The organism is Metapseudomonas resinovorans (assembly GCF_002003485.1).
GTDB lineage: Bacteria > Pseudomonadota > Gammaproteobacteria > Pseudomonadales > Pseudomonadaceae > Metapseudomonas > Metapseudomonas resinovorans_D.
Genome location: NZ_BDMA01000075.1, coordinates 67,327 through 89,437, shown reverse-complemented (window position 1 = coordinate 89,437; position 22,111 = coordinate 67,327). Strand labels below are relative to the sequence as shown.

Genomic DNA, 22,111 nt, shown 5'->3' with positions numbered 1-22,111 from the left:
TGGAATTCAGTTGTCGGGGGTGAGCAGCGACAGGCCGAGCATGGCCCGGCGGATCAGCCAGGGACTCGGGCGGTAGCGCGGATCGCGGTAGAAGGTGTGCAGGTTGTCCAGCACCTGGAGGACGGTTTCGGCGCCCAGGGCGTCGCCCCAGCTCAACGGTCCTTGGGGGTAGCCCAGGCCAAGGCGGATGGCGCGGTCGATGTCGCCCGGCGTGGCGACGCGCTGCTGGGCCATGTCGGACGCGATGTTGATGATCTGCGCGAGCACCCGCTGGGAGACGAAGCCCGCACTGTCATGGATCAGGCTGACGGGCACGCCGTCGGCGGCGAGCAGTGCACGAGCGGCATCGCGCCAACCCGGTCCGGTGACCGGCGTGGTCATCAGCACGCGGCGTCGATCCAGCGGCAGCAGGATGTCCAGGGCGAGCGTGCGCAACGGGTCCAACCCTTCCGCCTTGGCACTGCTGGTGGCGTCGCCACCCAGTGGCAATACCAGGCACAGCGCCTCGTCGCTGGGACGCAGGCCCGGCTCCACGGTCGCTCCGAGGTTTTCCAGTAGCGCCACCACGTTCGCCCTGGCCGCCGGACGCACATGGCTGACCCAGACCGGCGGCAGGTTTGCCACGACTGGAACCGCCGGCTCTTCGGGAGCCTGCTGGACGCCCAACACGTAGCGATAGAAGCCCTGCCCGCTTTTGCGTCCGAGGAGACCGGCATCCAGGCGTTGGCGGGTGATGACCGAAGGCCTGTAGCGTGGCTCCTGGTAGTACTGCTCGTAGATCGATTCGGTCACCGGATGAGAAACATCCAGCCCGGTCAGGTCGAACAGCTCGCACGGTCCCATGCGGAAGCCCGCCTGCTCGCGAAGGATGCGGTCCAGGCCGGCTTCGTCGGTGATCGACTCGCCGAGAATGCGCATCGCCTCGGTGCCATATCCGCGTCCACCGTGGTTGACGATGAAGCCGGGCGTGTCCTTGGCGCGAACCGCGACATGGCCAAAACGCTCGCCAAGCGCGAGCAGGGTTTCGCCGACCCAGGATTCGCCCTGGAGGCCGTCGATCACTTCGACGATCTTCATCAGCGCAACGGGATTGAAGAAGTGGAAGCCCCCTACCCGCCCCGGCAACCGGCAGCCAGCGGCGATGGAGGTGACCGAGAGCGACGAGGTATTGGTGGCCAGCACGCAATCGTCGGCCACCACCTTCTCCAGTTCAGCGAACAGCGCACGCTTTGCATCGAGCCGCTCGACGATGGCTTCCACCACCAACTGGCAGTCGGCCAGTTCCGCGATGGCGGTCACCGGCCGCAGGCGAGCGGCGGCGGTCTGCGCCGTGGCGCTGTCGAGCTTGCCCTTGGCCACCAGCTTGTCGAAGGTCGCCACCAGGCCCTGACGCGCGCTTTCAGCGGCACCCTCGCGGGCATCAAAGAGGTACACGGTGAGACCAGCCAAGGCAGCGATCTGGGCAATGCCCGCGCCCATCACGCCGGCTCCCACCACCGCCATGTCGCGGATTTCACGAACGCTCATGGTTCAATTCCCCGAATAGGTTGGTTTGCGCTTTTCCAGGAAGGCACGCATGCCCTCTTTCTGGTCGGCGGAATCGAACAGCAACTGGAAGGCCTTGCGCTCCAGCATCAGCGCCGTGTCCAGCGACGCATCCTGGCCCGCCAGGAGCACCTCCTTGATCTGCATGACCGCCAGCGGCGGCATGCCGGCGATCAGTTCAGCCAGTTCCAGGGCACGCGACTGCACCTGATCGTCGGCCACCACCTCGCTGGCCAGCCCCATGCGCAACGCCTCGGAAGCTTTGACCGGGAGGCCGGTGAGGAGCATGCGCATCGCCTGGAACTTGCCCACCGCCCGAGTCAGGCGCTGAGTGCCGCCGGCTCCCGGCATGATGCCGACGCGGACTTCCGGCTGACCGAAGCTGGCGCCCTCGCCTGCCACGATCAGGTCGGCGTGCATCGCCAGCTCGCAGCCGCCGCCCAGGGCGAATCCGTTCACCGCCGCGATCACCGGTTTCGGGCATTGGGCAATGGCCGCCCACAGTCGATGGGTCTGGCGCTGGAACATCTCCATGGCGCCGCGCTCGGCCATGTCGCGGATATCGGCACCGGCTGCGAAGACCTGGTCGCCTCCGGTCAGCACGATGCAGCGCACCTGCCAATCGCTGGAGAGCTCGGTGAAGTGGGCCGCCAGCTGTTCACGCACGGCCTGGTTCAAGGCGTTGCGGGCGTCGGGGCGATTGAGACGGATGACTGCCACGCCGGGCAGCGGCCGTTCGACAAGGGTTTCACTCATGGCTTGCACCTTATATGTTCCGCACGGCGGAACTGTGTTTTGCATTGCAATCCAGCCTAAGCAATTCCGCTTGTCGTTGTAAATCGCTCGAAAATCGTCACCAAAAAGAAAACACGCTGAAACGCAGATGGAGAGAGGCTTTGCAGGCAAGGAGGATTAATCTTGACTGGAAGCATTAGTTCCGCTGTGCGAAACTACGTTTTGATTTTGTTGACTCCCCGTTTTTTCCTGTGCCAGCATCCGGCCGGCGCTTCGGGGAGGCCCTTCCCGACGCACGAGGAACGACGATGGAAAAGCGTGGACGTATCGACACCGAACTCGACAGCCAGGACCTGGAGCAGGATCGCCAGTTCGTCACGGCGCTGGCCCGTGGCCTGGAGCTGCTGCGCTGCTTCCGCCCCGGCGAGCGCCTGCTGGGCAATCAGGAACTGGTCAAGCGCAGCGGCTTGCCCAAGGCGACCGTCTCGCGACTGACCTACACCCTGACCCGCCTGGGCTACCTGCAGTACGTGGAGAGCCTGGGAAAATACGCCCTTGATACCGGCGTGCTCGCCCTCGGCTATGCCCACCTCAACGGCCTGGACATCCGCAAGCAGGCCCGCCCGCTCATGCAGGAATTCGCCGACCAGACGCAGTGTTCGGTTTCCCTCGGCGCCCGCGACCGCCTGAGCATGGTCTACATCGAGAACTGCCAGGGGCCGGGTCCGCTGAGCCTGCGCCTGGACGTGGGTTCGCGCATTCCCATGACCAGCACCGCCATGGGCCGCGCCTACCTGGCGGCCCTGCCCGACGCCGAGCGCGACCTGCTGCTCAATCAGTTGAAGGCCCGCGACGACGACTGGGCCACCACCCGCGAGCAACTGGACAAAACCTTCCGCCACTACCAGGACCACGGCTACTGCCTCTCCTGCGGCGATTGGCAGAAAGACATCAACGCCGTCGGCGTTCCCCTCATCCAGCCGGACGGTTCCGGCGTCGTCGCCTTCAGCTGCGGGGGCCCGGCCTTCGTGCTGCGCCAGCACATGCTGGAAGACGACGTCGGACCACGCCTGGCCCACCTGGTACGCAACGTCGGAGCCAATCTGGGCCGACAATTCCAATAAGAGGACCGCAATGATCAACGATCAGGAAACACTCAACCTGCTGCTCGAAAACCTGTCGCGCTTCGTCCGCGAGCGCCTGGTACCCAACGAGGCCGAGGTAGCGGAGTCCGACCGGATTCCCGGGCACATCGTCGATGAGATGAAAGCGCTTGGCCTGTTCGGCCTGTGCATTCCCCAGGAGTACGACGGGCTTGGCCTGAGCATGGAAGAGGAAGTCCTGGTCGCCTTCGAGCTTGGCAAGACTTCACCGGCTTTCCGCTCGTTGATCGGCACAAACAACGGCATCGGTTCCCAGGGCCTGATCATCGACGGCACCGAGGAGCAGAAGCGCCGCTACCTGCCGCGCATGGCCGCCGGCGAGCTGATCGGTTCCTTCGCCCTCACCGAGCCGGACTCCGGCTCCGACGCCGCCTCGCTGCGCACCACCGCCGTCCGCGACGGCGACAGCTACGTGCTCAACGGCACCAAGCGTTTCATCACCAACGCACCCGAGGCCGGCATCTTCACGGTCATGGCGCGCACGGACCCGACGATCAAGGGAGCCGGTGGTATTTCTGCGTTCGTGGTCGAGGCCGGCACGCCCGGCGTCACCCTGGGCAAGATCGACCAGAAGATGGGGCAGAAAGGCGCCCACACCTGCGACGTGATTTTCCAGGACTGCAGAATTCCCGCGGACAACCTGATCGGCGGGGTCGAAGGCGTCGGCTTCAAGACCGCCATGCGCGTGCTCGACAAAGGCCGCCTGCACATCGCGGCCGTCTGCGTGGGCGCCGCCGAACGCATGCTCAACGATGCCCTGGCCTACGCCCTGGAACGCAAGCAGTTCGGCCAGGCCCTGGCGGAGTTCCAGCTGATCCAGGCCATGCTGGCCGACAGCCAGGCAGACATTTACGCCGCCCGCTGCATGGTGCTCGACGCGGCACGCAAGCGCGACCTCAAGCAGGACGTTTCCATGGAAGCCTCGTGCTGCAAGATGTTCGCCTCGGAAATGTGCGGCCGCGTGGCCGACCGCGCGGTGCAGATCTTCGGCGGCGCCGGCTATGTCAGCGAGTACGGCATCGAGCGTTTCTACCGCGACGTGCGCCTGTTCCGCATCTACGAAGGCACCACCCAGATCCAGCAACTGGTGATCGCCCGCAACCTCATCCGTCGCGCGGGGCAGAACTGAGATGCTGACCCGTGAAGACGTACTCGCCGGGCTGCCGACCCGCCTGCACCAGATTCTCGATCGCCACCCGGCGATCCACGATGGCGCCCCGGCATTGCATGAACGTGGCGAGACCCTGAGCTACGGCGAACTGCGCATCGCCGTCGCGAGCCTCGCCGAGCGCCTCGCGCTGGACGGAATACGCGGTGGCGACCGGGTGATGCTGGTGGCGGAAAACTGCGGCCTGCTGGTCGCCGCCCTGCTCGCCCTCAGCCAGCTCGATGCCTGGGCCGTGGTGGTCAACGCGCGTCTCTCGCCCGGTGAAATCGACAACATTCGCCAGCACTGCGGTGCCCGTCGGGTCCTGTATGGCAGTTCCGTCTCCCGCGATGCGGCTGCCCATGCCGAATACGCCGGGGCCGAGGGACACACGCTCGGCGGCCTGGGTCGTTACCACCTCGGTCCACTGAACGAAGATTGCTCGCCGGAACCCGTGGAAGCCGATCCGACCCGCCAGGTGGCGGCGATGATCTACACCACCGGCACCACCGGCGCGCCCAAGGGCGTGATGCTGACCCATCGCAACCTGCTCTACATCGCCCACTCCGCCAGCCTGCTGCGCCAGCTTGGCAGCAGCGACCGGGTCTACGCGGTACTGCCCATTTCCCATGTCTACGGTCTCTCCGCCGTGTGCCTGGCGAGCCTGTTCGCCGGCGCGGCCCTGCAGCTCGAGCCGCGCTTCGACCCTGAAGAACTGGCCCGCGCCTTGCGCGAGGATGGCGTGACCCTGATGCAGGGCGTGCCCGCCATGTACGCCAGGCTGCTGGAACTGGCCGATGCCGGCCGCCTGGAGCTGAAGGCACCGCATCTGCGCTTCATGTATGCCGGGGGTTCGCCGCTGGACGAAACCCTCAAGCAGGCGGTGGAGACACGCTTCGGTATCCCGCTGCACAACGGCTACGGCCTGACCGAAAGCTCGCCGACGGTGAGCCAGACCCGCATCGACGAACCGCGTCGCGACACCTCCGTGGGGCGACCGATTCCCGGCCTGGAAATCCGCCTGCTGGACAACCAGCGCCAGCACGAGGTTGCGTCCGGCGAGGTCGGCGAGCTGTGGGTGCGCGGCCCCAACGTGATGAAGGGTTACTACCGTGCGCCGGAGCAGACGGCCGACGTCCTCGACGCGGACGGCTGGCTGAATACCGGAGACCTGGCCCGCCAGGCCAGCGACGGCGCGCTGTTCATCGTCGGTCGCAGCAAGGAACTGATCATCCGCTCGGGCTTCAACGTTTATCCGCCGGAAGTGGAGGCGGTGCTCAATGCCTATCCCGGTGTGGTGCTGTCGGCGGTGGTGGGACGTCCGGTGGAGGGCAATGAAGAGGTGGTTGCCTTCCTCCAGGTCGCCGATCCCGATAGCTTCGATGCGGGCGGGCTGAAAGCGTTTCTCGCCGACCGGCTTTCGCCCTACAAGCGCCCCATGGAAATCCGCGTGCTGGCCGCCCTTCCCGCCGCAGCCACCGGAAAGGTCCTGAAGCACGAGCTGAAGAAACTTGCGTTGAATGCTTAGTGCTCCAGGCGTCCGTCTCCCAGTAGGAGGCGGACGTGGCCGCTTCAGCTCAGACCCTGTGGGAGCGAATTCATTCGCGAAATGGCCCAGCATCGAGCGAGCCGGCAACACCCTCACCCCCGGCCCCTCTCCCAGAGGGCGAGGGGTGACGCTAGGCGTACCTTTGGCTCAGTCCTGTAGGGGCGAATTCATTCGCGAAATGACGCAGCGCCGAGCTAGCCGGTAACACCCTCTCCCCCGGCCCCTCTCCCTGAAGGGAGAGGGGGTGACGCGAGACGGCGCAGTCCTGTAGGGGCGAATTCATTCGCCAAGGCCACGCAGTGGCCCCTTGGGGTTGATGGGTATCGCTCCGCTCGACCCATCCTACGAACTGAAACCCTGGCGGGCCTGGGCCACCGAAAGGCGCTCGAGCTGCAACTTCTGCGGTTGCCACTCGGCTGCTTCGAAGCTGCCGGCTTCCTGTGCCAGGGCCATCGTGAAGGCCTTGAGCAACTCACCGGCGTTATCTTCTACCTCCCGGTCGCTGTATGGAGATTTCAGTTTCGATCTGGACCTATCACTGACCTGGCCTCCGCCCTAGCATCGACCACTCCGTACCCGGTTCATGCGATGAAAAACTTTCCCGCTGACATCGATCTTTCAGGGCTGGAGTCACGTCGACTTCAGCTGGAAGACGTGCCGATGATTTGCCTGCACCGCGAAACCATGTTCCTCGAGGCGGGGGGCGATCCATCGGGTTTGCGGGTGATGACCGAGCACTTCCGCCCCTGGCTGCACGAGCGCCTGGCCGATGGTCGTTACTACGGGTTTGCCCTGATGGACGATGGAAAGCCCGTGGCGGCGATAGGTCTCATGAGTATCGACTGGCCGCCCCATCCGGCCCATCCGAGTCTGGACCAGCGCGGCTACGTGCTGAACGTTTTCGTCGAGCCGGCCTATCGACGGCGGGGCCTGGCTTCCGCGCTGATGAAGCTGGCGGAAGGCGAATTCGAACAGCGTGGACTGCACTTCGCCGTGCTGCATGCGACCGAGGCAGGTAGACCGGTCTATGAAGAATTGGGTTGGGCCGCGACCAGTGAAATGGCCAAGGCAATCGGCTGACCGGTCTGCTGCTCCGCCCTACTCCTCGAAGCGCCCGGTGGGGTCACGATCACGCTCGTAGTGTCGCGCAAGCGGGAATGCCGGCAACCAGGATTCGCGACGGACGATCCAGCTTTCGTAGGTCGGCATCAGTTGGTCGGGGACATCCAGGGCGCCCAGGTGCACTTCGATTTCGTCTGAGCTGCGGGCAAAGACGGATGAACCACAGCGGGGACAGAAGAATCGACCGGCATACTCACGGGTTTCGCCGTCGATAGTCACGGCATCCTGGGGGAAGACCGCGCAAGCGTTGAACAGGGCTCCATGATGCTTGCGGCAATCGAGGCAGTGACAAAGGCCGACCCGATACGGGCGCCCCGACGCCACGATTCGGACATTGCCGCACAGGCAACCGCCGGTGAATCGGTCCATGCTGCGTCTCCTCTGAAGCGACAGGAAGACCTGCAACCACCTCAGCCGGACTTCGTCTCGACCGGTTCCTCGGCCGGCAGGTCTCCGACAATGGCCTGAATCTCGAACAAGAGCTGCTCGACCGTCCAATCAAGTGCTCCCGGCCCTCGGAGTTCGGCCATCCTGACGCCCGTTATGCGTATCGACTCGTGCGAGCTGCTTCGCCGCAGGCGGATCTCGATGACCTGGCCCAGACCGAACTCGCAAAGGACCTCGAACCCAGGCAGCACGGAATCCACCTGGGCTTGAAGACGTTGTTGAAGTAGGCGCTTCATGCTGCCTCCGGACGCGATCCTGCGGCCATCAAGACAATTTAGACAACGGGATGCACAGCCTCTGCTCCAGGGAAATTCGCACCGTTCGTCTGCCTGGTAGGAGCGAGCTTGCTCGCGAACAGTCCGAGCACGATCTTTCGCGAGCAAGCTCGCTCCTACAAAAAGGCCGGGGATCGAGGTTTGCAATGTTGGGTTTCGCTTCGCTCTAGCGGGACGCCGCCCGCACCAACCTACGAGAGCTTCAATCCGACGCGGCCGGCGCTGGTGCGCGGAGCGCGGCAAGCGGGTCGTGCGCCACGCTCACCTGCCGCTCATTCAACAATGCCTTCCACAGCGACACGCACAACCCCACCATCACTGCCAGGAACGGCGCAGCGAAGATGATGGCGGCGGTCTGCAGTGCGACCAGGCCGCCCATCACCAGCAGCACCGAGGCCGCCGCACTGCTCAACGTGCCCCACAGCACCACCAGCCAACCCGGCGGCGTCAGGCTGCCGCGCGCGCACAGCATGCCCATGACGATGGAACCCGCGTCGGCTCCCGAGATGAAGAACACGCCCACCAGCACAATGGCGGCAAATGAAGTCAGCGCCGCCGCGGGGTACTGGCCCAGCAAGGTGAAGAGCGCCACCGCCGGCCCCTGGTCATTCACGGCTGCGGCAATGCCGCCAGCGCCTGCCAGCTCCGAGTACAGGGCCGCGCCGCCCATGATCGCGAACCACACCATCGTCACCCCACTGGGAATGAAGATGACGCCGATGACGAACTCGCGAATGGTGCGGCCTCGGGAAATCCGGGCGATGAAGGTGCCAACGAAAGGCGCCCAGGAGATCCACCAGGCCCAGTAGAAGATGGTCCAGCCAGCGAGCCACTTGCCATCGCTGAAGGCCGCGGTGCGGAACGACATCGGTACCAGCTCGCGCAGGTATTCGCCTATCGATGCAACCAGAGTGTTCATGATGAATACGCTGGGCCCCACTGCCGCGAGGAACAGCAGCAACAACACCGCGACCACCATGTTGACGTTGCTCAGGAACTGCACGCCCTTGCCCACGCCGGATACCGCGGAAAGGATGAACAGCACCGTCATCACCGCGATGATCGCCAACGCAATGCTGTTCGATTCGCCGGTGTGCCACAGGTAGTTGAGGCCGCTGTTGATCTGCTGCGCGCCCAGGCCGAGGGAAGTGGCGGTGCCGAAAAGCGTGGCCAGGACGGCCAGCATGTCGATCGACTTGCCCAATGGCCCGCGAACGCCCGCTTCGCCAATCAGTGGCGTAAAGGCGCTGGAGATCAGGTTCGGCAGCCCCTTGCGGAACGAGAAGTAAGCCATCACCAGGCCGACGATGGCGTAGATCGCCCAGGGGTGGAACGCCCAATGGAAGTAGGCGTAGCCCATGGCCACCTTGGCCGCCTCCCTGGAGTGCGGCGGCGCCAGGTCGTTGGGCAACGTCGAGAAGTGTGTAATCGGTTCAGCCACACCCCAGAACATGAGGCCGATTCCCATGCCGACGCTGAACATCATCGCAATCCACGACGACGTGCTGAACTCGGGTTCTTCGTCATCCTTGCCCAGCCTGATCCGGCCAAAGCGGCTGAACGCGAGGAACAGCGCGAAGCCCAGGAAGAACGCCGTGGAGAGCACGAAGCTCCAGCCGAACCAGTCGATGATGGTGTTCAGCAGCGCCTGTGACGCCGTCGCCATGGCCGTTGGTGCGAGAGCCCCCCAGGTGACCAATGAGGCTGAAATCGCAGCCGCCCCCCAGAAAACGACCTTGTCGACGGGTGATCCAGGTGTCTTGTGCATGGGCCTCCTCAAGCTTGAATGCCTTTCTTCTTGTTAGCGGTGAAACCTGCCGTGGCGGGCGACGGTCAGTGCCCCGCGATGGTCGCGCGAGCTGGGAAAGGCGACTTGCGCGTGGACGATGCCCACCGATCCAAATGCGACAGTCCCCAAGCCGAACAGGCTTGTTTCAGGCCGTCTGGAACGAGGGTCCCAGCCCGCCGGGCTTCAGGGCCGATAGCCCTGCGCCAGCAACCAGCCCTGCACCATCCGCCGCTGGGCTTCGGGCAACGCGGCCAGGGCGTGGTTCAGTTCACCGCGCTGGAGAGCGGTGATGACGGGCGCGAGTTCGACACCTTGCAGGTGCCAGATGCCCAGTGGCTGGTCGGCGGTGACCGCCACCTCGACTTCGTCGATCAGGTCACCGTGGATGACCGGGGCGCGCTCTACCCTGACCTGACTGAAATCAGCCGCCGCATGCATGGGCTCGGCATCCGGCCAGCTGCGCCGGTCACGCCAGAAGGGTTGGTCGGGCCAGCGCTGTTCCAGGCCGTAGAAGTCGCGACCGGTGCGGGCGAAGCGCAGGAAGAGGTGTTCCACCCGGCGCTGGTGGAAGCGTCGGGCAAGTTCGGCGCGATCCGGGCATTGCAGCATCGTATTGATCACCGCCGGCGCCTGCAGGGCGGACGACAGGGACTGGAAGATGCCGTTGCCGGAAAGCGGGTCCACGGCCATGGCGGCGTCCCCTACCCTCAGCCAGTTCGAGCCGCTGGCTTCATGGAAGAGGATGGCGGTGCTGCTGCGCGCATGGAGGCTGGCCGGCTGCAATGCGGCGTCGCCGAACAGCTCGCGCACCAGGCTGGATTCGGCGCGACGAAGGGCGCAGTAGTCAGCTAGCTCCTCCTTGGGCGGCAGGCCGCCGGCATCCAGGGTGATCTGCCAGTAGCAACGGCCATCGACCAGGCGCGCCATCCAGGCCCAGCCATCGGGCAGGCTTTCCACGGCCGAACCCGGTTGGCCGGGTGCTTCCTGCCACTGGTTGAGCAGGCTCAGGGTCTCCGGTCCGCGCAGGCGGCCGCCGGCCAGCGGTGCCGAACGGCCTCGGGCTTCGACCAGGAAAGCAGCGCGCAGCGGTTCGCGGCAGTCGAGATGGATCAGGTGGCCGGCATCAGTGCTGTCCACTTTCAGCACTCGGGCTTCCACGACGTCGATACCCGCCGCGCGCAGGTCCTCGCGTATGGCCGCGTCGAATCGGGGGCGGTCCAGCAGGCATTCCTGGTTGATGGACTGGCCATCGCCATTCCACAGGACACGGCGCGGCGAAGGAGCGGCAGCGCAGGCAAGCGCATGTCGCAGGCCGGCCTGTCGCAGTCCGTCCAGTACACGCTGGGAGACGCCTTCTACGGCCGTGAAGCGGCGCCACTCGCTGACCACGCGCACGGAGTAGCCCAGCCGCTTCAGCCCCAAGGCCACCGCAGCACCTGCAGGTCCGGCACCGAGTACGACGATTTCAGGCATGGCCACGGCGCTCCGGCCCGGTGTAGGCAGCCCCTTCGTGCAGCCACTCCAGCACCGATTCACGACTGGCGCCAGGACGGGACTGCAGGTAACCGGCGATGATTCCGCTCAATGCCGCGCAACCGACGCTGGCGCCGGCCACGCCGTTGGCCGCCGCGACATGCGCACCAAAATCGGCCTGCGGGCTGTTCAGCCAGGACCACTGTCCCGGCGCGCAGCGAGCGTCGCCGGTCACACGGATCACGCCCGGATACGCAGCCGGATACACCGGTTCGCCCTGGGCGGGGCTCGAGGCGCAGAGCAGGATGCCGGAGCTGTGAGCCAGCACGCAGGCCTCGCGCAATACCGGTCGGTCGTTGCGCAGGCCGAGACTCAGATTGATCAAGGCCACGTCCTCTTGGATCAGCCAGTGCAATGCGGCGGCGATTTGCAACGGGCTGGTCTGCCAGCGTTCGCCGAACACCTGCGCGACACAGAGCCGGGCCGGGCCGCACTGGCGCGTCAGCGTATCCAGCACCACGCTGCCGTGGCCAAGGGCGTCGGGCTGGGTGTCGCCTTCCTGCAATTCCCCGCCTTCCAGCCAGAAGCGGCGCGACTGGGCGACGACACCGGCCTGCTCCCGCGCAAATCCGCTGTCGATGATGCCGATAGCGAGGTCAATGGCCATGGCTCGCCTGCTCGGGTTCCAGGCTGTGCAATTGGCCGTGCTCAAGGCGGAAGGCAATATCGGCCTGGGCCAGGGTGGAGGGTCGGTGGCTGATGAGGATGCGCGTGCGCCCGGCAAAGAGCTGGTCGATGGCGGCGATCACCTCGCGCTCGGTGGCTTCGTCCACCGCCGAGGTGGCCTCGTCCAGGACCAGGATGAGCGGGTCCTGCAACAGCGCGCGGGCAATGGCGATGCGCTGTTTCTGGCCGCCGGAAAGCTGCTGGCCGCGTTCGCCCAGCGGGCTGTCCAGGCCCAGCGGCAGGGATTCGATCAGGCTATCGAGCCGAGCCAGCCGCGCCACCTGTTCCAGGGCTTCGCGGCTGGCGTCCGGAGCGCTGTAGCCAAGGTTTTCGGCCAGGGTGCCACGGAACAGGACGATGTCCTGGCTGACCACGGCGATGCGTCGGCGCAGGGCGAAGAGGTCCAGCTCGCGCAGGTCGGCGCCGTCCAAAAGCACGCGGCCCTGGTCGGGGTCGTAGAAGCGTTGTAGCAGGTCAATCAGGGTGGATTTGCCGACGCCCGAGGCGCCACTAATGGCCACTTTGAGGCCAGCGGGAATCACCGCATCCACCCCACGCAGCACGGCACCGGCGCGCTGTTCGTGAGCAAAATGCACGCCTTCAAGACGCAGCTCTCCCCTGCCCTCTGGCATGGGTTTGGGCGACTCGGGCTGGCGTACCGGGACGGGTTCCTGTTGCAACTCCATCACCCGGCCAAGGCTGACGGTCATGCGTTGCAGTGCGACGTAGAGGCCGAGCAGGCTCTGTACCGGACCGACAGCCATGCCGAGGTAGGTGGAGAAAGCGATCAGCGCGCCCAGTTGCCAGGTGCCCTGGATGACCCAGTAACCGCCGATGAGAAACGCGCAGGCGCGGGACAGCGAGGTGAGCGTGCCGGGCACGGCGTGGGTGAAGAATTCGGTGACCTGCACCCGCAGCAATTGGCTCATATAGCCCTGCCCCAACCCTTCCAGTCGGCGCGACTCGCGCTTCTGCTGGCCGGCGGCCTGGATGAATTTCATCGCCGGCAGGGTTTCCACCAGGAAGGACGACACATCCGCCGAACGCTCGCGCAGGCTGCGCACCTCGCGCTCCACCTTGCGCCGCATCCAGCGCAGCCAGAGCACTTCGATGGGGATCAACAGCGCCAGCAGCAACGACAGTTGCCAGGACAGCAACAGCATCAGCGCCACGGCGCCGATCAGGCCGATGACGCTGGATACCGCCGAGAACAGCGAATCCACGGCGAAGCGCTGGATCTCCGCCACGTCGCCATCGAGCCGGGACAGGATGTCGCCGATGCGCTTGCGGCCGTAGAAGGCCGGCGAGAGTTGCTGGAGGTGGCGATAGAGGTCATCTCGCAGGGCGAAGAGGATGCGCCCGGAAAGCCGTGTGTGCAGGTAACGGTTGATGCCCGACAGCACCGTGCCGAGGATGCCGACGGCGATCATCGCGACGGCCACCTGCACCAGCTTGCTGAAATCCTTTGCCAACAGGCCATCGTCGATCAGGGTCTTGGTCAGCCAGGGCTGGGCCAGCACCAGCAAGGATGCGCCTAGGGACAGGCCGAGCAGCACCAGGATGGCGCGCAGTTGCGGACGGACGAAGCTGTACAGCCAGGCCAGGGCTCGGCGCAGCAGGTCGGGGTTGCTGGTTTCTACCAGTTTGAGGAAGAGGCGGGTCATGGGATCACTACCAGGGAGAACCGGAATACTGTAGGGGCGAATTCATTCGCCAAGCAGGCCGAAGGTCTGCCCCTGGGTATTCGGGGGCAACTGCGTTGCCCTTGGCGAATGAATTCGCCCCTACAAGAGCCCCTCATCCCCTGAGTTGCTTCAACTTGCGATACAGCGTCGCTCGGCTGATGCCGAGGGAATCGGCGGCGGCCGAGACATTGCCCTGATGGCGGTCCAGCGCGCCGCGGATCAGCTCCAGTTCGTTCTCGCGGATGCTGCCCGGTTGGCGGCAACTGGCGGTCAGTTCGTCCAGCAGGCTGTCGGTGAGATGGTCGAGGCCGAGGACTTTCTCGCCCTCCTCGCGCATGGCCAGGGCCGAGCGCAGGACCATTTCCAGCTGGCGGATGTTGCCCGGCCAGTCGTAACCGGCGAGCAGTTCGGTGAGGTCCTTGTCGAGGCTGACATTGGTGGCGCCGAACTTGTGCAGCACGCCGCTGATCATCCCCGCCAGGTCGTCGCGCTCGCGCAGGGCCGGGAGGCGCAGGCTGACACCGTTGATGCGGTAATAGAGGTCTTCGCGGAAGTGCTTTTCCTGCACCAGGCGCTTGAGGTCACGGTGGGTCGCGCAGATCACCGCAACGTCGATGTCCTGCTCTTCGCCGGCACCCAGCGGCGCCACCTTGCGCTCCTGCAGCACGCGCAGGAGGCGCGCCTGGAGGCTGAGCGGCATGTCGCCGATCTCGTCCAGGAACAGGGTGCCGCCGTGGGCCTGCATCAGCCGGCCGACCATCCCGCCCCGGCGCGAACCGGTGAAGGCGCCTTCGCGGTAACCGAAGAGTTCGGATTCGATCAGGCCTTCGGGGATGGCGGCGCAGTTCACCGCCACGAAAGGCTTGTCGGCGCGTGGGCCGGACTGGTGCAGCGCGCGGGCCACCACTTCCTTGCCGGTGCCGGTCTCGCCCAACAGCAGCACCGGCAGTTCGTTGGCCAGCCCCTGACGGGCCATGCGCAGGGCGCGGGCGAAGCGGCTGTCGCGGCCGGCCAGTTCTTCCAGTAGCTGGGCCTTCTGTGCGGACGACACCTTGGCGGCAGGTGCCGGGCCACTCAGGTTGGTGTGACGCGGCACCTGCAAGGCGCGGAAGAAGAATTCGCCCTTGGCGGTCTGCACGCTGCTCACGCCGCCCTGCAGCAGGCGCGCGATGAACTGCGGCGAGCGCTCACCGATCAGGTCGCTGGAACGCCGTCCCACCAAGGACTCACGACGTATCTGCAGGAGGTCGCAGGCACGTTCGTTAGCGGCCAGCACCTCGCCATCCAGGCTCAGCGCCAGCAAGCCGTGCCAGGCGCTGCCGAGGTATTGCGGGCGGTTGTGGAAGGCCAGCACCAGATGGTCCGGATAGCAGAGGCCGAACATGCGGCTTTCGATGTTGCCGGCCGCCAGCATCAGCGTAGAGAGGTTGTCCTGCGGCTGCGCCATGACGCCTTCGCGGGTCAGGTCGAGCACACCGACCACGCGGCCCTGCGGGTCACGCAGAGGCACCGAGGTACAGGAAAAGGGGCTGAGGCGATCGAGGTAATGCTCACCACAGTTGATCAGCATGGGGCGCCCTTCGACCACGGCGGTACCGATGGCGTTGGTGCCGCGCAGGGATTCGCTCCAGCAACTGCCGGGCTTGAGATCCCGCAGGCCGAAGGTCTTGAGGAATTCGGTCTGGCCCTCGATGGCGAGGACGTTGGCCTGGGCGTCGCCGAGGATGATCAGCCCGCCCTTGCCCTGCTGGCTGACCAGGTATTCGAGTTCCGGGGTAGCGGCGTCGATCAGCAGGCGGTTGCTGTCCAGCAGCAGTTGCAGGTCGTGGCCCTGTTCCAGGCCCACCTGATCGCCTTCCAGGCAGTTGAGACCGTGGCCAAGGCTACGTCGCCAGGAGGCGTCGATTTCATCGCGCAGCACGCCCTCGGGCAACTCGCCTTCGCTGGCCAGTTTCAGTCGAGCCTGCCGCGACTCGTGCAATGGATCGGCAGCGGTTTTTATTCGAATGTCTTGCGCCATCTCTCGCTCCAGCGTGCGCCCCGGCTTGGGCCGGCGGTTGGTCGCACGCCTTGAATGTCTACACCCCCGGCCCGCGTCCGTAAAGAGCGGGCCACTTCCCCTGCAAGGAGCAAGTATCAAGCCATCCCGGCCGTCACCTGCCGTTGCGGTGCGTAGTTGACAGTCAGGTTGGCACAGGTTTACGTTAACGTAAAGGTAAACACAGAGACGGCCCTTCCATGCCCACCACTTACAGCATTTCCGACCTGGCCCGCGAACTGGACGTCACCACCCGTGCCATCCGCTTCTATGAAGAGCAAGGCATGCTCAGCCCCGAGCGCCGCGGCCAGGAACGCATCTACAGCCCGAAGGACCTGGTGGCGCTGAAGCTCATCCTGCGCGGCAAGCGCATCGGTTTCTCGCTGGCCGAATGCAAGGAACTGATCGACCTCTACGACCCCAGCAGCGGCAACCGCAAGCAGCTGGAAACCTTCATGGGCAAGATCGCCGCGCGTCGCGCGCAGCTTGAGCAACAGTTGCTAGACATCCAGCAGATGCAGCTGGAACTGGATACGGCCGAGGAACGCTGCCTGGCGGCGATGGCCGAAACCGAACGCAGACAGGGCGTCAATGCCTGACCCCTTCCCCACTCACCGACAATGACAAGCACAGGTGTAACGATGAGCTATCCCACTCTCAACTTCGGTCTCGGCGAGACCATCGACATGCTGCGCGACTCCGTCTATCAGTTCGCGCAGGCCGAGCTGGCTCCGCGTGCTGCGCAGATCGACCGCGACAACGAATTCCCCATGGACATGTGGCGCAAGTTCGGCGACATGGGCCTGCTGGGCATGACCGTGGAAGAGGAATACGGCGGCACCAACATGGGCTACCTGGCTCACGTGGTGGCCATGGAAGAGATCAGCCGCGCGTCCGCCTCGGTCGGCCTGTCCTACGGCGCCCACTCCAACCTGTGCCTCAACCAGATCCGCAAGAACGGCACTCACGAGCAGAAGCTCAAGTACCTGCCCAAGCTGTGCTCCGGCGAACACGTCGGCGCGCTGGCCATGAGCGAGCCCAATGCCGGCTCGGACGTGGTGTCGATGAAGCTGCGCGCCGAGAAGAAAGGCGACCGCTACGTGCTCAACGGCAACAAGATGTGGATCACCAACGGCCCGGACGCCAACACCTACGTGATCTATGCCAAGACCGACGTCAACGCCGGTTCGCGCGGCATGACCGCCTTCATCGTCGAGCGCGACTACAAGGGCTTCTCCCGCCACCAGAAGCTGGACAAGCTGGGGATGCGCGGCTCCAACACCTGCGAACTGGTGTTCGAAGACGTTGAAGTACCGGAGGAAAACATCCTCGGTGCGGAAGGCCGTGGTGTGGCCGTGCTGATGAGCGGCCTGGACTACGAGCGCACCGTGCTCTCGGGTGGCCCGACCGGGATCATGACCGCCTGCATGGATGTGGTGCTGCCCTACGTGCATGAGCGCCAGCAATTCAAGCAGTCCATCGGCGAGTTCCAGCTGGTGCAAGGCAAGCTGGCCGACATGTACGCCGGCATGAACGCCTCCAAGTCCTACCTCTACAACGTGGCCAAAGCCTGCGACCGCGGCGAGGAATCGCGCAAGGACGCTGCCGCGGTGATCCTCTACACCGCCGAAATGGCCACCAAGATGGCCCTGGACACCATCCAGCTGCTCGGTGGCAATGGCTATACCAACGAGTACCCGGCCGGCCGCCTGCTGCGCGACGCCAAGCTCTACGAGATCGGCGCCGGCACCAGCGAAATCCGCCGCATGCTGATCGGCCGCGAGCTGTACAACGAAACCCGCTGATGACTCCCTTCTCCCTCTGGGAGAAGGTGCCCGAAGGGCGGATGAGGGGAGCGACGCTCGGCTTCCCTCACCCCGGCCCTCTCCCAGAGGGAGAGGGGGAAAAGAACAAAGAGGCAATCCATGGCCATCCTGCACACCCAGATCAACACCCGTTCCCCGGAGTTCGCCCGCAACAGCGCGGCGATGCTCGAACAGGTCGGCGCCCTGCATAGCCTGCTGGGCCGTATCCATGAAGGCGGCGGCGCCAAGGCCCAGGAACGCCACACCTCGCGCGGCAAGCTGTTGCCCCGCGAGCGCATCAACCGCCTGCTGGACGCCGGCTCGCCCTTCCTGGAAATCGGCCAGTTGGCCGCCCATGAGGTGTACGGCGAAGACGTGCCCGCCGCTGGCGTCGTGGCCGGCATCGGCCGCGTGGAAGGCGTGGAATGCATGATCGTGGCCAACGACGCCACGGTGAAAGGCGGCTCCTACTACCCGCTGACCGTGAAGAAGCACCTGCGCGCCCAGACCATCGCCCAGCAGAACCGCCTGCCGTGCATCTATCTGGTGGACTCGGGTGGCGCCAACCTGCCGCGCCAGGAAGATGTGTTCCCCGACCGCGAGCACTTCGGCCGCATCTTCTTCAACCAGGCCAACATGAGCGCCATGGGCATTCCGCAGATCGCGGTGGTCATGGGCTCCTGCACCGCCGGCGGCGCCTACGTCCCGGCGATGTCCGACGAAACCATCATGGTCCGCAACCAGGCCACCATCTTCCTCGCCGGTCCGCCGCTGGTGAAAGCCGCCACCGGTGAAGTGGTGACCGCCGAAGAATTGGGCGGCGCCGATGTGCACTGCAAGACTTCGGGCGTGGCCGACCACTACGCCGAAAGCGACGAACACGCCCTGGCCCTGGCCCGCCGCAGTATCGCCAACCTCAACTGGCGCAAGGCCGGCGAGCTGAACCTGCGTGCCCCGCTCGCCCCGCGCTTCGCCAGTGACGAGCTGTACGGTGTGATCCCGGCTGACGCCAAACAACCCTTCGACGTGCGCGAAGTCATCGCCCGCCTGGTGGATGACTCCGAGTTCGATGAGTTCAAGGCGCTGTTCGGCACCACCCTGGTGTGCGGTTTCGCCCACCTGCACGGCTATCCCATCGCCATCCTCGCCAACAACGGCATCCTCTTCGCCGAAGCCGCGCAGAAAGGCGCGCACTTCATCGAACTGGCCTGCCAGCGCGGCATCCCGCTGCTGTTCCTGCAGAACATCACCGGCTTCATGGTCGGCAAGAAGTACGAAGAAGGCGGCATCGCCAAGCACGGCGCCAAGCTGGTGACAGCAGTGGCCTGCGCCAAGGTGCCGAAGTTCACCGTGATCATCGGCGGCAGCTTCGGCGCTGGTAACTACGGCATGTGCGGCCGCGCCTACGATCCGCGCTTCCTGTGGATGTGGCCTAACGCACGCATCGGCGTGATGGGTGCCGAGCAGGCCGCAGGCGTGCTCACCCAGGTCAAGCGCGAACAGAGCGAGCGTGCCGGCCACAGCCTGAGTGCGGAAGACGAAGCGCGCATCAAGCAGCCGATCCTCGAGCAGTACGAGCGCCAGGCGCATTCGTACTACTCCAGTGCGCGACTGTGGGACGACGGCGTGATCGACCCGGCGCAGACCCGCGACGTGCTGGGCCTGGCACTCTCCGCCAGCCTCAACGCCCCGATCGAGCGGACCACCTTCGGCGTGTTCCGGATGTAATGCATGCAACTCTCCCCTCTCCCCCTGGGAGAGGGGCCGGGGGTGAGGGAAGCCAGCCCTCACTGGGACCCCAGGCATTCGGTGCGCACAGCGCACCCTACAGGATCGACCATGACCGACTTCACCACGCTGCAACTGGACTTCGCCGACAACGGCGTCGCCACGCTCTGGCTCAACCGCCCGGAGAAGAACAACGCCTTCAACGCCGGGATGATCCGCGAACTGATCCTCGCCCTGGACGCCATCAAGGACCACGGCAAGGTGCGCTTCCTGATCCTGCGCGGCCGTGGCCGGCACTTCTCCGCCGGCGCGGACCTGGCCTGGATGCAGGAATCCGCCAAGCTCGACTACGCCGCCAACCTCGATGATTCCCGCGAGCTGGCCGAGCTGATGTACAACCTCTACCACCTCAAGGTGCCGACCCTGGCCGTGGTGCAAGGCGCTGCCTTCGGTGGCGCGCTGGGCCTGATCAGCTGCTGCGACATGGCCATCGGCGCCGCAGACGCGCAGTTCTCCCTGTCCGAAGTGCGCATCGGCCTTGCGCCAGCAGTGATCAGCCCCTTCGTGGTCCAGGCCATCGGCGAACGCGCCGCGCGCCGCTATGCCCTGACCGCCGAGCGCTTCAATGGCGAGCGTGCCCGTGAACTGGGTCTGCTCGCCGAGTGCTACCCGGCCGAGGAACTGGACCAGGCGCTGGAAAGCTGGACCGCCAACCTGCTGCAAAACAGCCCGCAGGCCATGAGCGCTACCAAGGACCTGCTGCGCGAAGTCGGCAGCGGCGTGCTCAGCCCCAACCTGCGCCGCTACACCGAAAGCGCCATCGCCCGCATCCGGGTAAGCCCCGAAGGCCAGGAGGGCCTGCGCGCCTTCCTGGAAAAACGCAAACCGTCCTGGCAGGAGCAATAACAATGATCACCACCCTGCTGATCGCCAACCGCGGTGAGATCGCCTGCCGCGTCATGCGCACCGCCAAGGCACTGGGTATCCGTACCGTGGCCGTGCACAGCGCCATCGATCGCAACGCCCGCCATGTGCGCGAAGCCGATATCGCGGTCGATCTGGGCGGCGCCAAACCAGCGGAAAGCTACCTGCTGGTGGACAAGCTGATCGCCGCCGCCAAGGCCAGCGGCGCCCAGGCCATCCATCCCGGCTACGGCTTCCTTTCGGAGAACGCCGGGTTCGCCCGCGCCATTGCCGACGCCGGCCTGATCTTCCTTGGCCCGCCGGCCACCGCCATCGACGCCATGGGTAGCAAGTCCGCCGCCAAGGCCCTGATGGAAGCCGCCGGCGTCCCCCTGGTGCCCGGTTACCACGGCGAAGCCCAGGACCTGGAAACCTTCCGCACCGCCGCCGAGCGCATCGGCTACCCGGTGCTGCTGAAAGCCGCCGCTGGCGGTGGTGGCAAGGGCATGAAGGTGGTCGAGCGCGAAAGCGAGCTGGCCGAAGCCCTGGCCTCCGCCCAGCGTGAAGCCCAGTCCGCCTTCGGCGACTCGCGCATGCTGGTGGAGAAGTACGTCCTCAAGCCGCGCCACGTGGAAATCCAGGTATTCGCCGACAGCCACGGCAACTGCCTGTACCTGAACGAACGCGATTGCTCCATCCAGCGCCGTCACCAGAAGGTCGTCGAAGAAGCCCCCGCCCCCGGCCTCTCGCCGGACATCCGCAAGGCCATGGGCGAGTCCGCCGTACGTGCGGCCCAGGCCATCGGCTACGTGGGCGCCGGCACCGTGGAATTCCTGCTGGATGAACGCGGCGACTTCTTCTTCATGGAAATGAACACCCGTCTGCAGGTGGAACACCCTGTCACCGAAGCCATCACCGGCCTGGACCTGGTGGCCTGGCAGATCCGCGTCGCCCGTGGCGAAGCCCTGCCGATTACCCAGGAGCAGGTGCCGCTGATCGGCCACGCCATCGAAGTGCGCCTCTACGCCGAAGACCCGGACCAGGACTTCCTGCCCGCCAGCGGCCGCCTCGCTCTCTACCGCGAAGCCAGTGCCGGCCCCGGCCGTCGCGTGGACAGCGGGGTTGCCGAAGGTGACGAAGTTTCTCCCTTCTACGACCCGATGCTGGCCAAGCTGATCGCCTGGGGCGAGAACCGCGAGGAAGCCCGTCAACGCCTGTTGGCCATGCTGGACGAGACCGCCGTGGGCGGTTTCAAGACCAACCTGGCCTTCCTGCGCCGCGTGCTGGCCCACCCGGCCTTCGCCGATGCGGAGCTGGACACCGGCTTCATCGCCCGTCACCAGGAGCAGTTGCTGCCCGCCCCGGCCGCCCTGCCCCCGGCCTTCTGGCAGGTGGCCGCCGAAGCCTTCCGCCAGGGCGAAGCCGAGCGCGTACGTGGTGATGACCCGCACTCGCCGTGGAGCCGCAACAGCGGCTGGCGCGCGGGCCTGCCGAGCGAAACCGACCTGCACCTGACCTGCGGCGATGAGCGCCAGGTGGTCCGCCTGCGCGGTGTCGCCGCCAGCCCGATCCTGCTCAAGGGAGAGCAGATCACCCTGGAGCAGGACGGCTTGCGCCGCCAGCACCTGGCGATCCGTCGCGGTGAAAACCTCTACCTGGAATGGGACGGCGAGCTGCGCAGCGTCGCCCGCGTCGACCCCATCGAAGAAGTGGAAGCCAGCCACGCCCATCACGGCGGGCTGACGGCGCCCATGAACGGCAGTATCGTGCGTGTCCTGGTGGAAGCCGGGCAGAAGGTCGAAGCCGGCACCGCCCTGGTGGTGCTCGAAGCCATGAAGATGGAGCACAGCATCCGCGCGCCCCACGACGGCGTGGTCAAGGCGCTGTATTGCAACGAAGGCGAGCTGGTCAAGGAAGGCACCGCGCTGGTGGAGCTGGAAGAGGCCTGACGTCCCGCTTGGTGCGCACAGCGCACCCTACT

18 protein-coding genes are annotated in these 22,111 nt (G+C 65.7%); 9 read left to right on the top strand and 9 right to left on the bottom strand.

Annotated features, from left to right (window positions below):
• Positions 1-6 precede the first annotated feature (6 nt).
• Together MnOB_RS21290 and MnOB_RS21285 are read right to left on the bottom strand one after the other, a co-directional pair.
• A complete protein-coding gene (locus MnOB_RS21290) occupies positions 7-1,527 on the bottom strand; it encodes a 3-hydroxyacyl-CoA dehydrogenase (protein ID WP_077526214.1) in 1,521 nt (506 codons plus the stop codon).
• Between the two features lie 3 nt (positions 1,528-1,530).
• Positions 1,531-2,301 carry an enoyl-CoA hydratase gene (locus MnOB_RS21285; protein ID WP_077526213.1) on the bottom strand — a complete coding sequence of 257 codons (771 nt, stop codon included), beginning with the start codon at positions 2,299-2,301 and terminating at the stop codon, positions 1,531-1,533.
• A gap of 287 nt (positions 2,302-2,588) precedes the next feature.
• Here MnOB_RS21285 and MnOB_RS21280 point away from each other — a divergent pair, with 287 nt between their 5' ends.
• The 4 genes from MnOB_RS21280 (at position 2,589) to MnOB_RS21260 (ending at position 7,219) form a co-directional block, all read left to right on the top strand.
• Positions 2,589-3,404, top strand: coding sequence for an IclR family transcriptional regulator (locus MnOB_RS21280; RefSeq protein WP_077526212.1), 816 nt, complete (start codon positions 2,589-2,591; stop codon positions 3,402-3,404).
• Between the two features lie 10 nt (positions 3,405-3,414).
• Complete coding sequence (locus tag MnOB_RS21275) at positions 3,415-4,572, top strand: acyl-CoA dehydrogenase family protein (RefSeq protein WP_077526211.1); 1,158 nt, start codon at positions 3,415-3,417, stop codon at positions 4,570-4,572.
• A 1-nt stretch (position 4,573) separates the two neighbouring features.
• Positions 4,574-6,118, top strand: a complete 1,545-nt coding sequence (locus tag MnOB_RS21270) for a class I adenylate-forming enzyme family protein (RefSeq protein WP_077526210.1) — start codon at positions 4,574-4,576, stop codon at positions 6,116-6,118.
• Positions 6,119-6,727: 609 nt separating this feature from the next.
• A complete protein-coding gene (locus MnOB_RS21260; RefSeq protein ID WP_077526208.1) occupies positions 6,728-7,219 on the top strand; it encodes a GNAT family N-acetyltransferase in 492 nt (163 codons plus the stop codon).
• Positions 7,220-7,237: 18 nt separating this feature from the next.
• Here MnOB_RS21260 and MnOB_RS21255 read toward each other — a convergent pair whose 3' ends face one another.
• From MnOB_RS21255 to MnOB_RS21225, 7 genes are all read right to left on the bottom strand, one after another.
• The gene (locus MnOB_RS21255; RefSeq protein WP_077526207.1) at positions 7,238-7,630 is read right to left on the bottom strand and encodes a GFA family protein; all 393 of its coding nucleotides are present in this window, start codon (positions 7,628-7,630) and stop codon (positions 7,238-7,240) included.
• Positions 7,631-7,671: 41 nt separating this feature from the next.
• The gene (locus MnOB_RS21250) at positions 7,672-7,944 is read right to left on the bottom strand and encodes a hypothetical protein (protein WP_077526206.1); all 273 of its coding nucleotides are present in this window, start codon (positions 7,942-7,944) and stop codon (positions 7,672-7,674) included.
• 241 nt (positions 7,945-8,185) lie between these two features.
• Positions 8,186-9,751, bottom strand: a complete 1,566-nt coding sequence (locus tag MnOB_RS21245) for a BCCT family transporter (RefSeq protein WP_077526205.1) — start codon at positions 9,749-9,751, stop codon at positions 8,186-8,188.
• Positions 9,752-9,955: 204 nt separating this feature from the next.
• Entirely contained in the window at positions 9,956-11,245 is a 1,290-nt protein-coding gene (gene qhpG, locus MnOB_RS21240; protein WP_077526204.1) for a flavin-dependent monooxygenase QhpG, read from the bottom strand.
• Positions 11,238-11,912: a subtilisin-like serine protease QhpE gene (gene qhpE / locus MnOB_RS21235; protein ID WP_077526203.1), complete on the bottom strand. Its 675-nt coding sequence runs from the start codon at positions 11,910-11,912 to the stop codon at positions 11,238-11,240. The genes qhpG and qhpE overlap by 8 nt, the downstream gene beginning before the upstream one ends.
• The gene (locus MnOB_RS21230; protein ID WP_077526202.1) at positions 11,902-13,635 is read right to left on the bottom strand and encodes an ABC transporter ATP-binding protein; all 1,734 of its coding nucleotides are present in this window, start codon (positions 13,633-13,635) and stop codon (positions 11,902-11,904) included. Before MnOB_RS21230 ends, qhpE begins: the two co-directional genes overlap by 11 nt.
• A 133-nt stretch (positions 13,636-13,768) precedes the next feature.
• Positions 13,769-15,676 carry a sigma-54-dependent Fis family transcriptional regulator gene (locus MnOB_RS21225; RefSeq protein WP_077526201.1) on the bottom strand — a complete coding sequence of 636 codons (1,908 nt, stop codon included), beginning with the start codon at positions 15,674-15,676 and terminating at the stop codon, positions 13,769-13,771.
• 218 nt (positions 15,677-15,894) lie between these two features.
• Between MnOB_RS21225 and MnOB_RS21220 the strand changes: the two genes are divergently transcribed.
• From MnOB_RS21220 to MnOB_RS21200, 5 genes are all read left to right on the top strand, one after another.
• Positions 15,895-16,293 (top strand): MerR family transcriptional regulator, encoded by a 399-nt coding sequence (locus tag MnOB_RS21220; protein WP_077526200.1) that lies wholly within the window; start codon positions 15,895-15,897, stop codon positions 16,291-16,293.
• 42 nt (positions 16,294-16,335) lie between these two features.
• A complete protein-coding gene (locus MnOB_RS21215; RefSeq protein WP_077526199.1) occupies positions 16,336-17,499 on the top strand; it encodes an isovaleryl-CoA dehydrogenase in 1,164 nt (387 codons plus the stop codon).
• A 120-nt stretch (positions 17,500-17,619) separates the two neighbouring features.
• A complete protein-coding gene (locus MnOB_RS21210; protein ID WP_077526198.1) occupies positions 17,620-19,227 on the top strand; it encodes a carboxyl transferase domain-containing protein in 1,608 nt (535 codons plus the stop codon).
• A 111-nt stretch (positions 19,228-19,338) separates the two neighbouring features.
• Positions 19,339-20,133, top strand: coding sequence for a gamma-carboxygeranoyl-CoA hydratase (locus MnOB_RS21205; protein ID WP_077526197.1), 795 nt, complete (start codon positions 19,339-19,341; stop codon positions 20,131-20,133).
• A 2-nt stretch (positions 20,134-20,135) separates the two neighbouring features.
• Complete coding sequence (locus MnOB_RS21200) at positions 20,136-22,079, top strand: acetyl/propionyl/methylcrotonyl-CoA carboxylase subunit alpha (RefSeq protein WP_077526196.1); 1,944 nt, start codon at positions 20,136-20,138, stop codon at positions 22,077-22,079.
• Positions 22,080-22,111: the final 32 nt, after the last annotated feature.